Below are 17,758 nucleotides of genomic sequence, written 5' to 3'. Positions count from 1 at the left end.
GCACCGCCGCGGCCACTCCCGCGCCCCCGAGGACGCGGGGGACGACGGTACCGTTCCGCACGGTCGGCACCTTGAGGGGGACCGGGCTCCCCCTCCCCGACGGAAACCCGGATGCGGGTGCCGGACGGGCACCCCTAGGCTGCGCTCGCGGGGAGCGCCACGCGCCGTATCGACCGTCAGCGGATCGGAGACACCCGGGAATGACCAGTCGACTGTTCGCGATCTGCTTCAACGCGACCCGGCCGCGGGACCTGGCGCGGTTCTGGTCCGGCGTCCTGGGCCGGGAGCTGACCCACGGTCCGGACGGCGATGTCGCGCTCCTGCCCCCGGACTCCGCCGGGTTCCGCATCCGCTTCCTGCCGGGCCAGGAGCCGAAGGCCGGCCGGAACCGGGCGCACTTCGACCTCACGAGCGCCTCCCACGAGGATCAGCGGCGGACGGTGGCCAGGGCGCTCGAACTCGGTGGGAGACACATCGATGTGGGCCAACTCCCGGAAGACGGCCATGTGGTGCTCGCCGATCCGGACGGCAACGAGTTCTGTGTGATCGAGCCCGGCAACAAGTTCCTCGCCGGCACCGGCTTCATCGGAGCGCTGGCCTGCGACGGTACGGAGGAGGTCGGTCGCTTCTGGAGCGAGGCGCTGCGGTGGCCGCTGGTCTGGGACCAGGACCAGGAGACCGCGATCCAGTCGCCGGACGGCGGCACGAAGATCACCTGGGGTGGTCCTCCGGTGGCGCCGAAGACGGGCACGAACAGGCTCCACTTCGAGCTGTCGCTCCCCGCCGACGCCGACTGGGAGGCGGAGACGGACCGTCTGATCTCACTCGGTGCGAAGCGCACCGGCATCGGCCCGGGCGACAGCGGCCGGGAACTGATGCTCGACCCCGACGGCAACGAGTTCTTCGTGCGAAGGCCCCGGTAGCGGTTCTTCCGACGGGTGGGCCGTCGCCGGGTGGGTGGTGAGTCCGGGTGGACTGTCGCCGGGCGCGCGGTGGCTCCGGCCGGCCCGGACCGACCCGGCCGAAGAACACCGGCGCCGAACCCGGCCGAGGCCGCCGGCGGCTTTGGCCGAGACGCTCCCGGCGGGTTCAGGACAGGCGGCCCACGTGGGCCAGGGCCTGCTTGAGGAGCGCGCCGTGACCGCCCGGCATCTCGTCGAGGACGACGGACGTCGACGCCTCCTCCGGGCTGAACCAGACCAGGTCGAGGGCATCCTGCCGGGGACGGCAGTCACCGGTGACCGGGACGATGTAGGCCAGCGACACCGCGTGCTGGCGCGGGTCGTGGAACGGCGTGATCCCCTGCGTCGGGAAGTACTCGGCGACGGTGAAGGGCTGCAGCGAGGTGGGGATGCGGGGCAGTGCCACCGGTCCGAGGTCCTTCTCCAGATGACGCAGCAGGGCGTCGCGCACCCGCTCGTGGTGCAGCACGCGGCCGGAGACGAGGGTGCGGCTGACCGTTCCGTCCGGCCCGATGCGCAGCAGCAGCCCGATGCTGGTGACTTCGCCGTTGTCGTCGACGCGCACCGGAACGGCCTCGACGTACAGGATCGGCATACGGGCCCGCGCCATCTCGAGCTCGTCGCTGGTCAGCCAGCCGGGCGTGGTCTCGGTCATGTCAGACATTGGCTGATCATACTTTCAACCCCTTCGGATTTGGGTGCTCCGCCCGACGCGACACGGGGAACGATGTCTCCTCCGTGGAGCGGTCGTCCGTACCGTCGCGAGGGCTTGTCCCGGGTGAATGCATGAATCACCATGGCGCGTGATGAGTAATGAATTGAACCAGGATCTCGTGGTCGGCCTGGACGCGGGAGGCACTCGTACCCGCGCCGTACTGGCGTCCGCCGCGACCGGAGGCACCCTGGGCGAGGCCGCGGCGGGACCGGGCAACGCCCTGACGGTTCCGCTGCCGCAGCTCACCGACCATCTCGCCGAGGCCATCGGGCGGTCGGTTCCGGAGCGGGCACGCGGCAGGGTCGTGGCCGTGGTCGGAGGCTTCGCGGGTGCCGCGGGTGCCGGTGGTTCCGCGGACTTCGCGGACTTCGCCGACAGGGACCCGGGGCGGCTGAACGCCCTCGCGGCCCTGACCGAGGCGCTGCGGCGGCTGGGCATCGCGGCGCGGACGGTCGGTGTGAGCAGCGACATCGAGGCGGCCTTCGCCTCCGCGCCGGGAGCGCCCGCCGACGGACTGGCCCTGGTCGCCGGCACCGGAGCGGGCGCGACCCGTATCGTCGGTCGCCGCTGCGCGACCACGGTGGACGGTGACGGCTGGCTGCTCGGTGACGAGGGCAGCGGGTTCTGGATCGGACGCGGAGCGGTGCGCGCGGCCCTGCGCATGGCGGACGGGCGCGGCGGCCCCACGACGCTGGCCCGGGCGGTCGGCCTGGCCCTGGGGCTTCCCCCCGATCTCCTGGAGGGGGCCGAAGGGGTCGCAGGGGCTGAGCGGGCCGCCGAGGTCGGAGAGGTCGGAGAGGCCGGAAAGGCCGGCGGAGCCGTGGGGGTCGGGCGGCCCGAGGGCGTCGCCGCACGGTGGTCCGGGGCGCGGCGCGAGGCCTACCGCATGCGGCTGCTGCCCACCGTGATGGCACAGCCACCGGTCGCACTCGCCCGGCTCGCTCCGCTGGTGGCCGAGGCGGCTCGCGACAAGGACCCGGTCGCGGAGGCGATCCTGCGCGAGGCGGTGGACCATCTGGCGGCGGCTGTCCGCGCGTTGGGTCCCCGCCCGGGTGAACGGATCGTCGTCACGGGCGGGTTGCTCGGCCCCGACGGTCCGCTGACATCACCACTGACCCGGCGGCTGGAGGACATGGGGCTGACGGTCGACCGGGTGGCGGACGGCTGCCGGGGCGCGGTGGCCCTGGCCCGGCTCGGCCACGCCGGCCCGCGACACCCTGCCGGGACCGCCTGACCGCCCGCCCCCCCGACCGTCTTTCCGACGGACCGCGCGCGGCCCCGGCAGGGACACGCGGGCCGGACGCCCGCGGACGCGCGGCGCCGGAGAGCTCAGCGGGTGCGGCGGGACGTGACCGCGTGCTGTCCGGCGATGTGACCGGTCAACGTCAGCGAAGCACTGGCCCGTGTGTACGACAGCTGCGCGACCCGTACGTACAGGCAGTCGATGAGCACCAGCACGGAGTGGCGGGCACCGATGCTGCCGGTGCGGAAGCTGGTCTCGGACGAGGCGGAGATCAGTCGGACGTCCGCGGCGCGGGCGAGCGGCGAGCGCGGGTCCGCGGTGATCGCCACGGTGGTCGCGCCGCGCTCGCCGGCGAGTTCGAAGGGCTCGATGGTCTCGCGGGTCGACCCGGAGTGCGAGATGCCGATGGCGACGTCGGCCGGGGTGAGCAGGGCCGCGGAGGTGGCCGCGGCGTGCACCTCGTTCCAGCCGCGCACCGCGCAGCCGATGCGGAAGAGACGGACCTCGGTCTCCAGTGCCACCGCGCCGCTTCCGCCGACGCCGTACACGTCGACACGGCGGGCGCGCGCCACCGCCTGGGCCGCGCGCTCCAGCGCGTCGAGGTCGATCCGGTCGATGGTCTGCTGGACCGCGCGCAGGTCCGCGCTGCCGACCACGGCGACGACCCGTTCGAGGTCGTCGTCGGGGGAGATGTCCGAGCCGATCTCGGCGGTGCCCCAGTCCGAGACCTCGCCGCGGCCGCGCTCCCTGGCCAGCGCGATCAGCAGGTGCTGGTAGGAGTCGAGCCCGACGGCCCGGCAGAACCGGGTGACGGTCGCCTGCGAGGTGCCGGTACGGCGGCCCAGTTCGGCGGCCGAGCAGTGGGTGACGGCGGCCGGGTCCTCGAGGATCAGCTCGCCGACCTTTCGCAACGAGCCGGTCAGTCGCGGCAGTTCGGTGCGGATCAGTGCGGTGACATCCGTCGGGGGCAGTCCGTTGCCGGCGCCGGTCCGTTCCATGCTCTACCCGATCTCCTCGGCTCTGCGTACGTCCCGGCACCTTCGGGACGCTTCGGGCCGTGAATGTATCAGCCATCATCCGGTCGACGGCTTGAATCGCTGGACCGAGGGGGCTCGAGAGGAGGTAGGGTTCATTCATTCATGGGTGATGGATGGAAGTGGTGGTTCGATCCACCGGTGAGGAGTGCCACGTGTCCGCAGGGTCCGTCAGCGCCGACAGCTTCGCGCGCGAGAGCCGTGCCGTCCTCGACGGCATCACCGCGTCCGCCCGCGACGACGTGCGGCGTGCCGCCGGACTGATCGCGGACTGCGTACGCGCGGACGGCGTCGTCCAGGCGTTCGGCACCGGGCACTCCCAGGCCCTCGTGCTCGAAATCGCGGGCCGCGCCGGGGGATTGGTGCCGACCAACCGGTTGAGCATCGCCGATCTGGTGCTGTACGGCGGGGAGCGGCCCGAGGTCCTCGCCGACCCGCTCCTGGAGCGCGAGTCCGGTGTCGCCGCCCGGATCTACGCCCTCGTGGAGCCGCGGCCCGAGGACCTCTTCGTCATCGTCTCCAACTCGGGCGTGAACAACGTGGTCGTGGAGATGGCCCTGCACGCCAAGGAGCGGGGGCACCGCGTCCTGGCCGTCACCTCGCTGGCCCACACCCGGGCGGTGCCGGCCTCGCACCCGAGCGGACGGAAGCTGGCCGACGTCGCCGACGTGGTCCTGGACAACGCCGCGCCGCGGGGCGACGCGCTGCTCGAACTCCCGGGCGGTGGCGCCGTCTGCGCGCTGTCCACGCTGACCGGGGTGATGCTCGTGCAGATGGCCGTCGCGGAGTCCGCCGCGCTTCTGCTCGCCGCCGGTGTCAGGCCACCGGTCTACGTGTCGGCGAACGTCCCCGGGGGCTTCGAGGGCAACCTCGTGCTGGAGGAACGCTACGCGGGACGCATCCGCCGCACCGCGAGCTGAGTCGCGCCGCCGCATTCCGCGTCCCGCACCCGAACGGGCCCCTCGGCAGGGGGAATTCGCATCAGTAGGGAAGGATTCGCCCCGAAGGTGTCCGCCGGTCGATCTCCATCTTGACCTCGCGGCCGGAGGTGGGGCGGCGGACGGTACGAATGCGGATCTGGCGGTTCATTGCGCCTCCTTGGACTCGTACGACCGGCTTCCGCGCCGCCCGGCTCGGGCGCCGCGGAGTCATCTGCCCCAGCCCTGGAGGAACAGGCGCGTGCCTCAGGGTCACCGCCGGGAAAGAGGGTCTCTCCCGGCCGGCACGGCCCGGTGCGTCGCCGTGCTCTTCGGAGTTACCCCGTTCCGCGTTCGCATATTCCGTCGTCATGCCTCCGGCGAACTCGGTTGCCACGGCCCGCTGGTCGCGGGGACCCGGGCAGCGCGCTCCGGCACGACCCGAAGGCAGCGAAGGAATCGGCGGACGGACGGGTGTGAGGGCAGACGGGGGGAAGGGGAGGACGGTGGAAGGGGTGGACTGGTGAACGAAGACGCCGCCGGGCGTACTTCGCTCTCGGCCGGCTGATCCACGCGGGTGCGCGTCCGTCCTGGACGGCAGGTCCGTCGCGGTGGATCCGCCGACTCCGGGCCTCCGCGACCGGTTTCGCGGACTCGGACCGGCCGGGGCCCGGTTCACGGGCTCCCACGGCTGGGTCGCGGCCGGTGAGGTGCACGGTTACGGGCACACCCGGAGCGCTGACGCGTCGCTCGTCGGGCGGGCCGACCGTGACGACCTCCATCGTGGCGGTGCCGGCCGGTCCGGCCGTGCGCCGCCCCTCGCGTCCATCCTCCGCCCGTCCGGGCCGCGCCGCCATCCGGGCCGGGGGCGCCCCCGCCGAGGGTTAACCCTCGAATGCTCCGGTCATGCATGACATGGCTGCGTCAAGCTGCCATCCTTCCTCCACCTGCCGGACGGGCCCCCACGGCCTGCGCAGGGGCCCCGCACCGCACTGCTCAGCTCGTCCCGGGCAGCACATCCCGTCTGCCCGGGCTGTCACCGGTCGTCCCCGCGGCCGCAGCAGTAGGAGTACGAGTGAGACGAATTCCCCGTCAGGCGGCCGCAGCCGGAGCACTCGCGGCCACCGCCGCGTTGCTGGCCGTCGGCATACAGACGGTTCCGGCGGTCGCCAAGGCCGCCGCCCCCCACCCCAGCCCGTTGCGCAGCGGAGGGCTGGAGGCGAAGCTCACCCCCGCCCAGCACGCGGCCCTGCTGAAGAGCGCGGCGCAGCGGACCACGGCGACCGCCGGCACCCTCGGCCTCGGGGCCAAGGAGAAGCTGGTCGTCAGGGACGTCGTCAAGGACCAGGACGGCACGGTGCACACCCGTTACGAGCGCACCTACGCCGGGCTGCCGGTGCTGGGCGGTGACGTGGTCGTGCACACCCCGCCGGCCTCGCTGGCCGCCGGCACGGTCAGCAGCACCTTCAACAACAAGCGCGTCATCAAGGTCGCCTCGACCGCCGCGACCTTCAGCAAGTCGGCCGCCGCCGGCAAGGCACTGAAGGCCGCCAGGTCCCTGGCCGCCGAGAAGGCCACCACCGACAGCGCGCGCAAGGTGATCTGGGCCGGCAACGGCACCCCGAAGCTTGCCTGGGAGACCGTGATCGGGGGACTCCAGGACGACGGCACCCCGAGCCAGTTGCACGTCATCACCGACGCCACCACCGGCAACGAGCTCTACCGCTACCAGGCCGTCAAGACCGGTACCGGCAACACCCAGTACAGCGGCACCGTCACCCTGAACACCAACCTGTCCGGGTCGACCTACCAGCTGTACGACACCACGCGCGGTGGCCACAAGACGTACAGCCTCAACAACGGCACGTCGGGCACGGGCACGCTGATGACCGACGCCGACGACACGTGGGGCACCGGTTCGGGGTCCAACACCCAGACCGCCGGCGCCGACGCCGCCTACGGCGCCCAGATGACCTGGGACTTCTACAAGAACACGTTCGGCCGCAGCGGCATCAAGAACGACGGCGTCGCCGCCTACTCGCGCGTCCACTACAGCACGGCGTACGTCAACGCCTTCTGGGACGACAGCTGCTTCTGCATGACGTACGGCGACGGCTCGGGCAGCACCCACGCGCTCACCTCGCTGGACGTGGCCGGCCACGAGATGAGCCACGGTGTCACCTCCAACACCGCGGGCCTCAACTACACCGGCGAGTCCGGCGGCCTCAACGAGGCGACCTCCGACATCTTCGGAACCGGCGTCGAGTTCTACGCCAACAACGCCTCCGACCCCGGTGACTACCTCATCGGCGAGAAGATCAACATCAACGGCGACGGCACGCCGCTGCGTTACATGGACAAGCCGAGCAAGGACGGCGGTTCCGCGGACAGTTGGTACTCCGGTGTCGGCAACCTGGACGTGCACTACTCCTCGGGTCCGGCGAACCACATGTTCTACCTGCTCTCGGAGGGCAGCGGCACCAAGGTGATCAACGGTGTCACCTACAACAGCACCACGTCCGACGGTGTCGCCGTCGCGGGCATCGGCCGGGCCGCCGCGCTGCAGATCTGGTACAAGGCGCTGACGACGTACATGACGTCCAGCACCAACTACGCCGGGGCCCGTACCGCCGCGCTCAACGCCGCGACCGCGCTGTACGGCGCCAACTCCACCCAGTACGCGGGGGTGGCGAACGCCTTCGCGGGCATCGCCGTCGGCGGACACGTCACCCCGCCGTCGAACGGTGTGACCGTCACCAACCCGGGCAGTCAGTCCTCCACCGTCGGCACCGCGGTGAGCCTGCAGGTCTCCGCGAGCAGCACCAACAGCGGTTCGCTGAGCTACGCCGCGACCGGTCTGCCCACCGGCCTGTCGATCAACAGCTCCACCGGCGCGATCACCGGGACACCGACCACGGCCGGCACCTACAGCACCACTGTCACGGTCACGGACAGCACCGGCGCGACCGGCTCGGCGTCCTTCACCTGGACGGTGTCCTCGGGCGGCGGGGGCACCTGCTCCTCGGCGCAGCTGCTCGGCAACCCGGGCTTCGAGTCGGGCAACACCACCTGGACCGCCTCCAGCGGCGTCATCACGAACGACACCGGTGAGGCCGCGCACGCCGGTTCCTACAAGGCCTGGCTCGACGGCTACGGCTCCACCCACACCGACACCCTCTCCCAGTCGGTGACGATCCCCGCCGGCTGCAAGGCCTCCTTCACCTTCTACCTGCACATCGACACCGCGGAGACCACCACCAGCACCGCCTACGACAAGCTGACGGTCACCGCCGGATCGACGACCCTGGCGTCGTACTCGAACCTCAACAAGGCCACCGGGTACGCGCAGAAGACCTTCGACCTGTCCTCGTTCGCCGGCTCCACCGTCACGCTGAAGTTCAGCGGCGTGGAGGACTCCTCGCTCCAGACCAGCTTCGTCGTCGACGACACCGCCGTCACGACCAGCTGACCGGCACCGTCCGACCGATCCGGCACCAGCGCTGACGTGGGCCACCCCTCCGGGTGGCCCACGTTCGTGCACCCGCCCCGCGTTCCCCGCCGGGGCGCGGGAGGGTCGCGGGTTCCGCGGGCCCGTGCTTTCCAAGGCACGGGCGGCGGGCTATAGTCAAAAACTAGCGGTGCTAATTAATGGTTGATCTCGTCGTCCCGGTGTCCGTCAGGAGTCCTGTCGTGCGTCCTGTCCACTTCGCGGCGGCCCGCCGCACCCCCCTCGGCAAACTGCGCGGCGCCCTGTCCGGGGTACGGCCCGACGACCTCGCCGCGACCGTGATCCGCGGTCTGCTCGCCGACGTGCCCGCGCTCGATCCGGCCCGGATCGACGACGTGTACTGGGGTGCCGCCAACCAGGCGGGCGAGGACAACCGCAACGTCGCCCGCATGGCCGTTCTCCTCGCCGGCCTGCCCGAGACCGTGCCCGGCGCGACCGTCAACCGGCTGTGCGCCTCGGGCCTCGAAGCCGTCACCACGGCGGCCCGCGCCATCGCCGCCGGCGAGGCCGACATCGTGCTCGCGGGCGGCTCCGAGTCCATGAGCCGGGCCCCCTTCGTCCTGCCCCGCCCCGACGAGGCACTGCCGCACCGCATCGAGACCGTCGACACCCGGCTCGGCTGGCGGCTGGTCAACCCGGCGATGAGGGAACTGCACGGACTCCTGTCGATGGGGGAGACCGCCGAGGAGGTCGCCTCCCGGTACGGGATCTCCCGCGAGCGCCAGGACGCGTTCGCGCTGCGCAGCCACCAACGTGCCGCGGACGCCCGCAAGAACGGCCACTTCGACGGTGAACTGCTCCCCGTCGAACGTCCCGACGGCGTGCTCGTCGACACCGACGAATGCGTACGCGAGGACACCTCGCTGGAGAAGCTGTCCCGCCTCAAGCCGGTCTTCCGCACGGGCGGCACGGTCACCGCGGGCAACGCGTCGCCCATGAACGACGGAGCGGCCGGACTGCTCCTGGTCGGCGAAGAGGCACTGAACGATCTCGGCCTCGAGTCACTGGGCCGGTATGTCGCCGGCGCCTCGGCGGGCGTCGACCCGGACGTCATGGGCATCGGGCCGGTCCCCGCCACGAACAAGGCCCTGGCCCGGGTCGGCTGGAGCGTCGGCGACCTCGACGAGGCCGAGTTCAACGAGGCGTTCGCGGCCCAGGCCCTCGCCTGCGTGGACCGGCTCGGCATCGACCCGGAGCGGGTGAACCCCACCGGCGGCGCCATCGCGCTCGGCCACCCCCTCGGATGCTCCGGCGCCCGGATCCTCACCACCCTGCTGCACCGGATGCGCCGCACCGGCTCCGGGCGCGGCCTGGCCACGATGTGCGTCGGAGTCGGCCAGGGCAGCGCGATCCTGGTCGAGCGGTCCTGACCCCGTCCGTACGAGCGCCCGCCGCCCCCGGCACCGTGACCGGGGGTGACCCGGCCCGCGCGGTGATCACCTGACGGGACGCTCCTTACGGGGACGAGATGCGTGGGCATAGCATCGGTCCCCGCATGAACACGATGACGCTCTGGCACATATCCGGCTGGGAATTCGCCGCCCTCGCCGCCGCGGCACTGCTCGTCGGCTTCTCGAAGACCGCCGTCAGCGGAGCCAACACGGTCAGCCTGGCGATCTTCGCCGCCGTGCTGCCCGCCCGCGCCTCGACCGGCGTGCTGCTCCCCCTCCTCATCGTCGGGGACGTGCTGGCCGTACTGACCTACCGGCGGCACGCCCACTGGCCCACGCTGTGGCGGCTGTTCCCGGCGGTCGCCGCCGGGGTCGTCCTCGGCACGCTGTTCCTGGTGTGGGCAGACGACGGGATGGTAAGGACCTCGATCGGCGCGATCCTGCTGCTGATGGCGGCGGTGACGCTCTGGCGCCGCCGGGCCGCCACGCGGGAGGACGATCCGGAGGCGGTCGTGACCCGGTCCGGCCGGATCAAGGCACGCTCCTACGGCGTGCTCGGCGGGTTCACCACGATGGTCGCCAACGCGGGCGGCCCCGTGATGTCGATGTACCTGCTGTCCGCGGGCTTCCGCAAACTCGGCTTCCTCGGCACCTCGGCCTTCTTCTTCCTGATCGTCAACACGTCCAAGGTGCCCTTCAGCGTGGGCCTCGGACTCATCGACGGACACTCCCTGCTCCTCGACGCGGCGCTCGCGGTCTTCGTCGTACCCGGCGCGTTCCTCGGCAGGTGGGCCGTGCACCGCATCAACCAGCTGCTCTTCGAACGGCTCGTGATCGCGGCGACGGTGGTGGGCGGGGTGCAGCTGCTGCTGCGCTGACCACCTCTCGTAGGCTCGACGCCATGTCCCCCCACGTCCTGGTCCTCGGCGGCACCACCGAGGCACGCCGGCTCGCCGCCGAACTGGCGGGCCGCCCCGGCGTGCGGGTGACCACGTCCCTCGCGGGGCGCGTGTCCAGGCCGGGCGCGCTCGCTGGGGACGTACGCGTCGGCGGGTTCGGCGGCGCGGACGGGCTGGCCCGGTGGCTGCGCGAGCAGCGGGTGGACGCCGTCGTCGACGCCACGCACCCCTTCGCCACCGGCATCACCGAGAACGCCGCCCGGGCCGCCGCCGCCACCGGAGTTCCGGCGGTCGTCCTGCGCCGCCCCGGCTGGCGGCCCGGCCCCGACGACCGGTGGCACTTCGCCACCTCCCTCACCGAGGCCGCCGCGCTCCTCCCGCCGCTGGGCAGGCGGGTCTTCCTCACCACCGGGCGCCTCGGTCTCGGGGCCTTCGCGCATCTCGCCGGACTCCATTTCCTCGCCCGGTCGGTGGAGGCGCCGGAGCCGCCGCTGCCACCGGACACCGAGGTGCTCCTCGCCCGCGGCCCGTTCACGGTGGACGGCGAACGGACCCTGCTGCGCGCACACCGCGTCGACGTCCTGGTGACGAAGGACAGCGGGGGCGAGGCGACGGCCGCCAAGCTCACCGCCGCTCGCGCACTGGGCCTGCCCGTGGTCGTCGTGCGACGGCCGCCGCTCCCGGACGGCGTGGCCGCGGTACCGGATGTGGTGTCGGCCCTGGCCCGCCTGGACTTCGGCGTCCTCTGACGCGGGGCGCGGACCGACTCGACGACCTGAGCGGGCGCGCGGCCCACTACCAGGGGCGCGGACCCCGGGTGCGTACGCGACGAGCCGCTCGGCGACATGTGACGGAGGACCTGCCCGGGGGCGCGTACGGGACGACTCGTCCGACGACATGCCCCGCCGGGCGGTCTGTGGGTGCGGCACGCCCCGCGCGACGGTCTCCGCGCGGTGGTAGCGCGTACGGGGCGATTCCGCGCGGCGCTACCCACGAGCCGGGCGTCTCGGTCCGGCGGCACGTACGTGCGGGACGCCCCGCCCGCGGCACGGACCTGTCGTGCGTGCCTGGCCGTACGGGCCCGCGGCACGGGCCCGCGGTACGGGAGCTGTCGTGCCTGCCTGCCGTACGGGCCGGGCGTGCGCGGCCTTTCCTCGGACGCCCGCGCTTGCCCGCGCGGCGGCGCGGCGGCGCGGCGGAGGCGTGCCCTACCCCCGCGGCCGCCTGCGCAGCAGATACGTGTCCATGATCCAGCCCTTGCGCTCGCGCGCCTCGGCCCGCAGCCGTTCGATCCGGGGCGCCGCCTCCGCTATCGGGCCGGAGGCGAGGATCTCGTCGGGTGTGCCGATGTACGCGCCCCAGTAGATGTCGATGTCCTCGTCGGCGTACCGGCGGAAGGCCTGGTGGGCGTCGAGCATGACGACCACGTCGTCGACACCTTCGGGAAAGGCCTCCGCCAGACGCCTGCCCGTCGTGATCTGGACGGGCCCGGCCACCCGGTTGAGCCCCGTGCGGTGCCGGGCGACGAGCGCGGAGACGCTGCTGATGCCGGGCACGACGTCGTACGTGAACGCCACCGCGCCCCGGTCCAGGATCTCCTCCAGGATCCCGAGCGTGCTGTCGTACAACGCGGGATCGCCCCAGACCAGGAACGCGCCGCTCTCGTCCTCGCCCAGCTCCTCGGCGATGAGCCGCTGGTAGATGTCCGCGCGGGCGCTGCGCCAGTCCCCGACGGCGGGGGAGTAGGCGGCGCCGTCGGCGGCCCGGTCACGGTCCGGGTCGCGTGCCTCCACCAGGCGGTACGCCCCGTCGGACAGATGGGCGTCGAGGATGTCACGGCGCAGCTGGACGAGGTCCGACTTCGCCTCGCCCTTGCCCAGGACGAAGAACACGTCCGTGCTCCGCAGCGCCTTGACCGCCTGGAGGGTGAGCTGGTCGGGGTCGCCCGCGCCGATGCCGATGACATGAATCTTTCGCACCCCCCGAGTCTGCCGCACGCCACCGTCCGGGGACGCACCGCGTCCGCCCGGGGTCCGCGCACCGGCCGGACCGAGACGCCGGACGGTTCCTCAGCGGGTGCTCCCGCGCAGCCGGGGCGCCCAGTCCCCGGCACTGACCGCGGCACCGTCACTCTCCACGACGGAAGCCAGCTCCCTTGCCCACGAGGCGAGTTCGACGAGATCGAGCTCATGGGGACGGGCTCGGCCGGTCGCACCGGACCGCCACTCGTCGACGGCTTTGGCCCCGCGCCGCAGCAGCCGGGCACCGCCCGTCGCGTTGCCGCGGGCCGCGTGCGTGAGGCCCACCGCGAGCTGGGCCAGGCCCCGCCAGAGCGTGCGCTCGTCCTCGGGGCCCGCCTTCCAGGCGTCCTCGAAGACCTCGTGCGCGTGGAAGGGCCGCCCCGCGTCCAGCAGCGCCTGCGCCTCGGTCACCGTGCTCCCGGGATCACGCACGACGCCCTCCGGCTGACGTTCGACGCCGTCGGCGCCGTACGGCAGAGGGCGGCCCAGCCCGTCCCGTGGCCGGGCGTTGCGCGCCCTGCCCTCGGTGTCCCGATCCCGCCCGGTGTTCCGCCGATTTCCGGATGTCCCGCTCATACCCCGATTGTCGCTCGCTCCGTGCCCTCTTCGGAGCAGCCCCCGCTGTGGGGTAAAGTTCTGTTCGCACGATCCTGCGGGGCATCGCGGGGGAAACGCATCGGGACGTGGCGCAGCTTGGTAGCGCACTTGACTGGGGGTCAAGGGGTCGCAGGTTCAAATCCTGTCGTCCCGACGGTGCGAAGGGTCTTCACGGGCGACAGCCTGTGAGGGCCCTTTTTCATGCGTCCGGGACGAGGGGAGCCGGTGAGTTCCCGTTCCGCGAGAGCCTCGGGCGGCGGGACGCTTCGAGCGTGGTCGAAAGAAGTTCCCTGTCCGGAGCCGGACTTGCAAGGTTGCCCTGCGGGACCGGCGGGACGCGCGGCCCCGTCCGGTGAGCACACCGGGACTCCACCACGGGGAAGGACAGCATGACCATGAGGATGAGGACCAGGGCGTCGGTCACGGCGGGTGTCGGGGCGTTCGCCGCCGGACTGCTGCTGACCGGCGCGGCCGGGGCGCAGGCCGCGGCGGCGGGACTGCCGTACGCCGTCACACCCTACGTGAACGTCAATGTACGCTCCGGCCCGTCGAGCCAGACCGGTATCACCGGGCACGTCACCGCGGGGGACCCGCGCGGTGCGTCCTGCTGGACCCACGGCGAGACCATCCGCGACAACGGCTATGTCAACGACGTGTGGGTGCGGCTGGCCGAAGGCTATGTGAGTGCCGTGTACCTCAAGGGCGACCAGTACGGCGGCCTGCCCGCGTCGGCCACCTGCTGACCGGACGCGGGGCCCGGCTCCGTCCGGAGCCGGGCCCCGCGCCATGCCGGACCGGGTCACGGCTCCCCGTCCCGGCCCGCCGACCCCCATCCGACCGACCCCGGTCCGCCCCCACACCGTTCCGAGCCGCTGCCGCTGCCGCTGCCGCTGCCGCTGCCGCTGCCGCTGCCTCGGCATTCGCATTCGCTGGACGCACGCCACGCTCCAGGATCTTCCGGGCCCGGGTGACGGGCCCTACCTGGACGTTCGCGGACGGCCCCCTCCCCGCCGCCACCTGAGAGCCGGCCGGCACGGACGCACGCGGCCGGGCCGGCGTGCCGCGCCCCCGCGGGCATCGTGCGCACCCCTGGGCGCTCACGCGGGGCGCACATCTGCCTCGGCCGCGCGTCCGCCGGCCGACTCCGCCGGCCCTGCGCCTTGATCCGGCCGGTGTCCACACCCGCGCCGGCGCCCGGCCTCTTCCCCCCCGGCGCACCTCCCCGACGTCAGGTGTCCGCGCGTACCGCCGGAACACCACCGGCGACGCGCCCACCGAACCCCTGCGTGGGGCCGGGCCGTTGCGTGGGAGGGTGTCGTGGGTGTTCATGTGCGCCGGGGCGACACTTCGGAGAGGCTCCCGCTCGCGAGCGGCTCAAGGTGCCTGAGGATCTCTCACCGGGTAGAGATCGCACCTGGGCCACGGGTTGGGAGTCGCGGATCAGAATGATGGTGGGATGCCACAGGGCGCGAGCCCTGCGAGCGAGGGCTCCGGCCTGCCGGAGCACGGTGGTGGTGCTCCGGGGGTCCCCGGCGACCGCACCGGACCGGACGCTCGGTCGGCACACCTCGGACATTCCTCCCCGGCCGGCGGACGGGGCACGCGCGTCGCACGCGGCCCCGCTCCCCATGGCGCGCACGGCCCCGCCCGGAGCCTCTGGCGTGTCCCCGCTCCTCGTGTCGCGCACCGGCCGGCCCGCGATGCCGTCCGGCCGCTCGCCACCCGCGTCGCGTGCCCACGACAACCTGCGCCATACGACCCGGAGTGCCCCAATGATCACACCCCCGCGCGCGGTGCGCGATCGCATCCTCTCCCTGTCGCCCACGGAACTGCCCTCCTACGTATCCGACTTGGCGGCACTGCGCGCCCACGCCGCGTCCGTCAGAGCCGCTCTGCCCGACCGCGTCGAGATGTACTACGCGGTCCAGGCCAACGGGGAACCGGAGATCCTGGCCGAACTCGGCCCGTACGTCGACGGTTACAAGGTCTCCTCCGGAGTCGAACTGGACCACGTCGCCGAGTCGGGCGTGGACCGCCCGCGGGACTTCGGCGGCACGGAGAAGACCCCGACGGAGCTGGCGGACGCGCTGGAGCGGGGCGTGACCCGCTTCCACGTCGAGAGCGAGTACGAGCTGTACATGCTGGCCGGGCTGGCCCAGCGGCACGCTCCGGGCCGTCGGGTCGCGGTGCTGCCGCGGTTCGACCTCCCGGTGCCCGGCGGCCTTCTCACGGAGGACGGCGGCGCGTGCGCCACCACCTCCGGCCTGGACCCCGCCCGGGCCGACATCATCGTCGGGCTGCTCACCGACGGCAGCTATCCGAGCCTCGAACTGCGCGGTGTCCACGCGCACTTGGCGAACGGCGTGCACGCCGGGGAACACCTGGCGCTGGCCGAGTCCGTCGTCGCCTGGACCGTGGAACTGGCCGCCCGGAACGGACTTCGGCTCGCCGAGGTGGACATCGGGGGCGGCATGGCGGTGGACTACGACCGCCCGGAACGCCGCTTCGACTGGGACGCCTACGGCAAGGGTCTCGCCCGACTCGCCGCAGCCCACCCGGAGTTGACGCTGCGGATCGAGCCCGGCCGTGCGCTGACCGCGTACTGCGGCTGGTACGCGAGCGAGGTGCTGGACGTCGAGCACGGTTCCAGCGAGGACTTCGCCGTCATCCGCGGCGGCGCCGTCCACCTGCGCACCCCCGCCACCGGGCGGCACGATCAGCCCTGGTCCGTTCTCGAAGTGGAGCCGTGGCCGTATTCCTGGCCGCGGCCCGTGGTGCGCCGGGAGCGCGCCACCCTCACCGGCCAGCTGAACACGTCGCAGGACGTCCTGGTCCGCGGCGTCCGGGCGCAGGGCCTGCGAGCCGGTGACCGGGTGGTGTTCTCCCTCGCGGGCGCCTACATCTCGCCTGCCCCGCACCGGGCCCACGACCGCTATCCGGAGCCCCGCTTCCACTTCCTGGACGCGGGCGCGGACGGCGACCGGTCGCGATGACCGCGCGAGGGAACACCAGGAGTTGCCGTCCGGAGCGAGGCGGCGCATCCTCGGACACGCCTGGCAGGATCGTGTGCCGGACCAGGAGAGTGGCATGACCGTCGAACCGACCGACCGCAAGACCGACCTCGGGACCGATGCCCGGGCCGACCTCAGGGCCGGCTTCGGGACTGACCCCGGAACCGGCCTCGAGGCGGACTTCAGGGCCATGGGGGCCGGCTTCGGGGCCGGTGTCACCGATGCCGTGCCCGCGGCCGGGGAGAGCCCGGCCCAGACGTTCACCGAGGCCTACGATCCCCTCCCGGCAAGGGAGTTCGGCGTCCCGGCCCCCTTCCCGCGGGCCCGCTTCGACCTCGTACGGGAGCAGGTATGAGCGCCATGGACACCCCGCTCGACTTCTCGTACGAGACCCGGCCGGGCCGGGTCGTCTTCCGGCCCGGCGCCGCCGTGTCCGCGACCCCCGGCGAGGTCGCCCGGCTCGGTCTGCACAGGGTGCTGGTGGTCTGCGGCGGCCGGGGCGAGACCGCCGCCCGGGCGGTCGCCGACGCGCTGGGCGGTCAGTGCGCGGGGGTGCACGCCGAGGCCCGGATGCACGTACCCGCCGAGGTCGCCACCCGAGCGGTCGAGGTGGCCCGCGAGATACGCGCCGACGGCTGTGTGGCGGTCGGCGGCGGCTCGGCGATCGGCCTCGGCAAGGCGATCGCGCTGCGCACCGGACTGCCGCTGATCGCCGTGCCGTCCACCTACTCGGGCTCCGAGATGACCCCGGTGTGGGGCCTGACCGAGGACGGCGCCAAGCGCACCGGCCGTGACCTCGCCGTCCAGCCCCGAAGCGTCGTCTACGACCCCGAGCTCACCCTCGGACTTCCCGTCCCCCTCTCTGTGACCAGCGGTTTCAACGCCCTCGCGCACGCCGTCGAAGCGCTGTACGCGCCGGACACCTCGCCTCTCGTCCAGCTCATGGCCGAGGAGGGAGTCCGGGCGATGACAGGTGTCCTGCCGACCGTGGCCGCCGCCCCCGGGGACCTCGACGCGCGGAGCCGCGCCCTGTACGCGGCGTGGCTGTGCGGTGCCTGCCTCGGCGCCACCACCATGGGCCTGCACCACAAGCTGTGCCATGTCCTCGGCGGCACCTTCGACCTGCCGCACGCCGAGACGCACACCGTCGTCCTGCCCTACGTCCTCGCCTACAACGCGTCCGCCGCGCCCCGGGCGATCGCCACCCTGTCCCGGGCGCTCGGTACGGACGACGTCCCACGCGCCCTGCGGGAACTCGCGCGAGGCCTGGGCGCGCCGCACACTCTCGCCGAACTCGGCCTGAAAGAAGCCGACTTGGCGGTGGCCGCGGCACAGGCCGCCGGCCAGGCGTACCCGAACCCGCGCGAGGTCACCCCGCACGGCGTGCTGGGCCTGCTGACGGCGGCGTACGAGGGCTGGGAACCACGCGTCGGCTCCTGAGGCCTGAGGCCTGAGGCGCG

Annotated in this window: 15 protein-coding genes and 1 tRNA gene; 12 read left to right on the top strand and 4 right to left on the bottom strand. The window is 72.9% G+C overall.

Annotation, left to right across the window (positions count from 1 at the left end; genetic code table 11):
* The first annotated feature begins 200 nt into the window (after nt 1–200).
* A complete protein-coding gene (locus GFH48_RS07800; protein ID WP_153287561.1) occupies nt 201–923 on the top strand; it encodes a VOC family protein in 723 nt (240 codons plus the stop codon).
* A 166-nt stretch (nt 924–1,089) separates the two neighbouring features.
* On the opposite strand, the gene GFH48_RS07795 is transcribed toward GFH48_RS07800, so the two are convergent.
* Nucleotides 1,090–1,617: an NUDIX hydrolase family protein gene (locus GFH48_RS07795; protein WP_194280834.1), complete on the bottom strand. Its 528-nt coding sequence runs from the start codon at nt 1,615–1,617 to the stop codon at nt 1,090–1,092.
* Between the two features lie 151 nt (nt 1,618–1,768).
* Between GFH48_RS07795 and GFH48_RS07790 the strand changes: the two genes are divergently transcribed.
* Nucleotides 1,769–2,911: an N-acetylglucosamine kinase gene (locus GFH48_RS07790; protein WP_153287559.1), complete on the top strand. Its 1,143-nt coding sequence runs from the start codon at nt 1,769–1,771 to the stop codon at nt 2,909–2,911.
* Nucleotides 2,912–3,006: 95 nt separating this feature from the next.
* On the opposite strand, the gene GFH48_RS07785 is transcribed toward GFH48_RS07790, so the two are convergent.
* Nucleotides 3,007–3,891, bottom strand: coding sequence for a MurR/RpiR family transcriptional regulator (locus GFH48_RS07785; protein ID WP_153292776.1), 885 nt, complete (start codon nt 3,889–3,891; stop codon nt 3,007–3,009).
* Between the two features lie 218 nt (nt 3,892–4,109).
* On the opposite strand from GFH48_RS07785, the gene GFH48_RS07780 reads away from it, so the two are divergent.
* The 5 genes from GFH48_RS07780 (at nt 4,110) to GFH48_RS07760 (ending at nt 11,418) form a co-directional block, all read left to right on the top strand.
* Nucleotides 4,110–4,874 (top strand): sugar isomerase domain-containing protein, encoded by a 765-nt coding sequence (locus GFH48_RS07780; protein WP_153287558.1) that lies wholly within the window; start codon nt 4,110–4,112, stop codon nt 4,872–4,874.
* A 1,072-nt stretch (nt 4,875–5,946) separates the two neighbouring features.
* Nucleotides 5,947–8,340, top strand: a complete 2,394-nt coding sequence (locus GFH48_RS07775) for a M4 family metallopeptidase (RefSeq protein ID WP_153287557.1) — start codon at nt 5,947–5,949, stop codon at nt 8,338–8,340.
* A 221-nt stretch (nt 8,341–8,561) separates the two neighbouring features.
* Nucleotides 8,562–9,749 carry a thiolase family protein gene (locus GFH48_RS07770; protein ID WP_153287556.1) on the top strand — a complete coding sequence of 396 codons (1,188 nt, stop codon included), beginning with the start codon at nt 8,562–8,564 and terminating at the stop codon, nt 9,747–9,749.
* Between the two features lie 125 nt (nt 9,750–9,874).
* Nucleotides 9,875–10,648 (top strand): sulfite exporter TauE/SafE family protein, encoded by a 774-nt coding sequence (locus tag GFH48_RS07765; protein WP_153287555.1) that lies wholly within the window; start codon nt 9,875–9,877, stop codon nt 10,646–10,648.
* Nucleotides 10,649–10,671: 23 nt separating this feature from the next.
* Nucleotides 10,672–11,418, top strand: coding sequence for a cobalt-precorrin-6A reductase (locus tag GFH48_RS07760; RefSeq protein ID WP_153287554.1), 747 nt, complete (start codon nt 10,672–10,674; stop codon nt 11,416–11,418).
* Between the two features lie 459 nt (nt 11,419–11,877).
* On the opposite strand, the gene cobF is transcribed toward GFH48_RS07760, so the two are convergent.
* Together cobF and GFH48_RS07750 are read right to left on the bottom strand one after the other, a co-directional pair.
* The gene (gene cobF, locus GFH48_RS07755; RefSeq protein WP_153287553.1) at nt 11,878–12,648 is read right to left on the bottom strand and encodes a precorrin-6A synthase (deacetylating); all 771 of its coding nucleotides are present in this window, start codon (nt 12,646–12,648) and stop codon (nt 11,878–11,880) included.
* A 90-nt stretch (nt 12,649–12,738) separates the two neighbouring features.
* Nucleotides 12,739–13,266 carry a DUF309 domain-containing protein gene (locus GFH48_RS07750; protein ID WP_153287552.1) on the bottom strand — a complete coding sequence of 176 codons (528 nt, stop codon included), beginning with the start codon at nt 13,264–13,266 and terminating at the stop codon, nt 12,739–12,741.
* 101 nt (nt 13,267–13,367) lie between these two features.
* Between GFH48_RS07750 and GFH48_RS07745 the strand changes: the two genes are divergently transcribed.
* From GFH48_RS07745 to GFH48_RS07725, 5 genes are all read left to right on the top strand, one after another.
* Nucleotides 13,368–13,441: transfer RNA gene (locus tag GFH48_RS07745), tRNA-Pro, on the top strand.
* 235 nt (nt 13,442–13,676) lie between these two features.
* On the top strand, nt 13,677–14,030 hold the full coding sequence (locus GFH48_RS07740; RefSeq protein ID WP_153287551.1) for an SH3 domain-containing protein: 354 nt from the start codon (nt 13,677–13,679) through the stop codon (nt 14,028–14,030).
* A gap of 1,029 nt (nt 14,031–15,059) precedes the next feature.
* Nucleotides 15,060–16,280: a type III PLP-dependent enzyme domain-containing protein gene (locus tag GFH48_RS07735; RefSeq protein ID WP_153287550.1), complete on the top strand. Its 1,221-nt coding sequence runs from the start codon at nt 15,060–15,062 to the stop codon at nt 16,278–16,280.
* Between the two features lie 94 nt (nt 16,281–16,374).
* Entirely contained in the window at nt 16,375–16,653 is a 279-nt protein-coding gene (locus tag GFH48_RS07730; RefSeq protein WP_153287549.1) for a hypothetical protein, read from the top strand.
* Nucleotides 16,654–16,658: 5 nt separating this feature from the next.
* Nucleotides 16,659–17,738: a maleylacetate reductase gene (locus tag GFH48_RS07725; protein ID WP_153292775.1), complete on the top strand. Its 1,080-nt coding sequence runs from the start codon at nt 16,659–16,661 to the stop codon at nt 17,736–17,738.
* Nucleotides 17,739–17,758: the final 20 nt, after the last annotated feature.

Origin of the sequence: Streptomyces fagopyri, assembly GCF_009498275.1 — a bacterium.
GTDB classification, from domain to species: domain Bacteria; phylum Actinomycetota; class Actinomycetes; order Streptomycetales; family Streptomycetaceae; genus Streptomyces; species Streptomyces fagopyri.
This window is presented reverse-complemented; position numbering and strand designations above follow the sequence as displayed.

What these genes read in the sequence shown, in the direction of transcription:
- GFH48_RS07790 (WP_153287559.1), top strand. Translation starts at nt 1,769, where the DNA reads ATGAGTAATGAATTGAACCAGGATCTCGTGGTCGGCCTGGACGCGGGA.
- GFH48_RS07765 (WP_153287555.1), top strand. Translation starts at nt 9,875, where the DNA reads ATGAACACGATGACGCTCTGGCACATATCCGGCTGGGAATTCGCCGCC.
- GFH48_RS07735 (WP_153287550.1), top strand. Translation starts at nt 15,060, where the DNA reads ATGATCACACCCCCGCGCGCGGTGCGCGATCGCATCCTCTCCCTGTCG.
- GFH48_RS07730 (WP_153287549.1), top strand. Translation starts at nt 16,375, where the DNA reads ATGACCGTCGAACCGACCGACCGCAAGACCGACCTCGGGACCGATGCC.
- GFH48_RS07795 (WP_194280834.1), bottom strand. Translation starts at nt 1,617, where the DNA reads ATGACCGAGACCACGCCCGGCTGGCTGACCAGCGACGAGCTCGAGATG.
- GFH48_RS07760 (WP_153287554.1), top strand. Translation starts at nt 10,672, where the DNA reads ATGTCCCCCCACGTCCTGGTCCTCGGCGGCACCACCGAGGCACGCCGG.
- GFH48_RS07740 (WP_153287551.1), top strand. Translation starts at nt 13,677, where the DNA reads ATGACCATGAGGATGAGGACCAGGGCGTCGGTCACGGCGGGTGTCGGG.
- GFH48_RS07750 (WP_153287552.1), bottom strand. Translation starts at nt 13,266, where the DNA reads ATGAGCGGGACATCCGGAAATCGGCGGAACACCGGGCGGGATCGGGAC.
- GFH48_RS07800 (WP_153287561.1), top strand. Translation starts at nt 201, where the DNA reads ATGACCAGTCGACTGTTCGCGATCTGCTTCAACGCGACCCGGCCGCGG.
- GFH48_RS07725 (WP_153292775.1), top strand. Translation starts at nt 16,659, where the DNA reads ATGGACACCCCGCTCGACTTCTCGTACGAGACCCGGCCGGGCCGGGTC.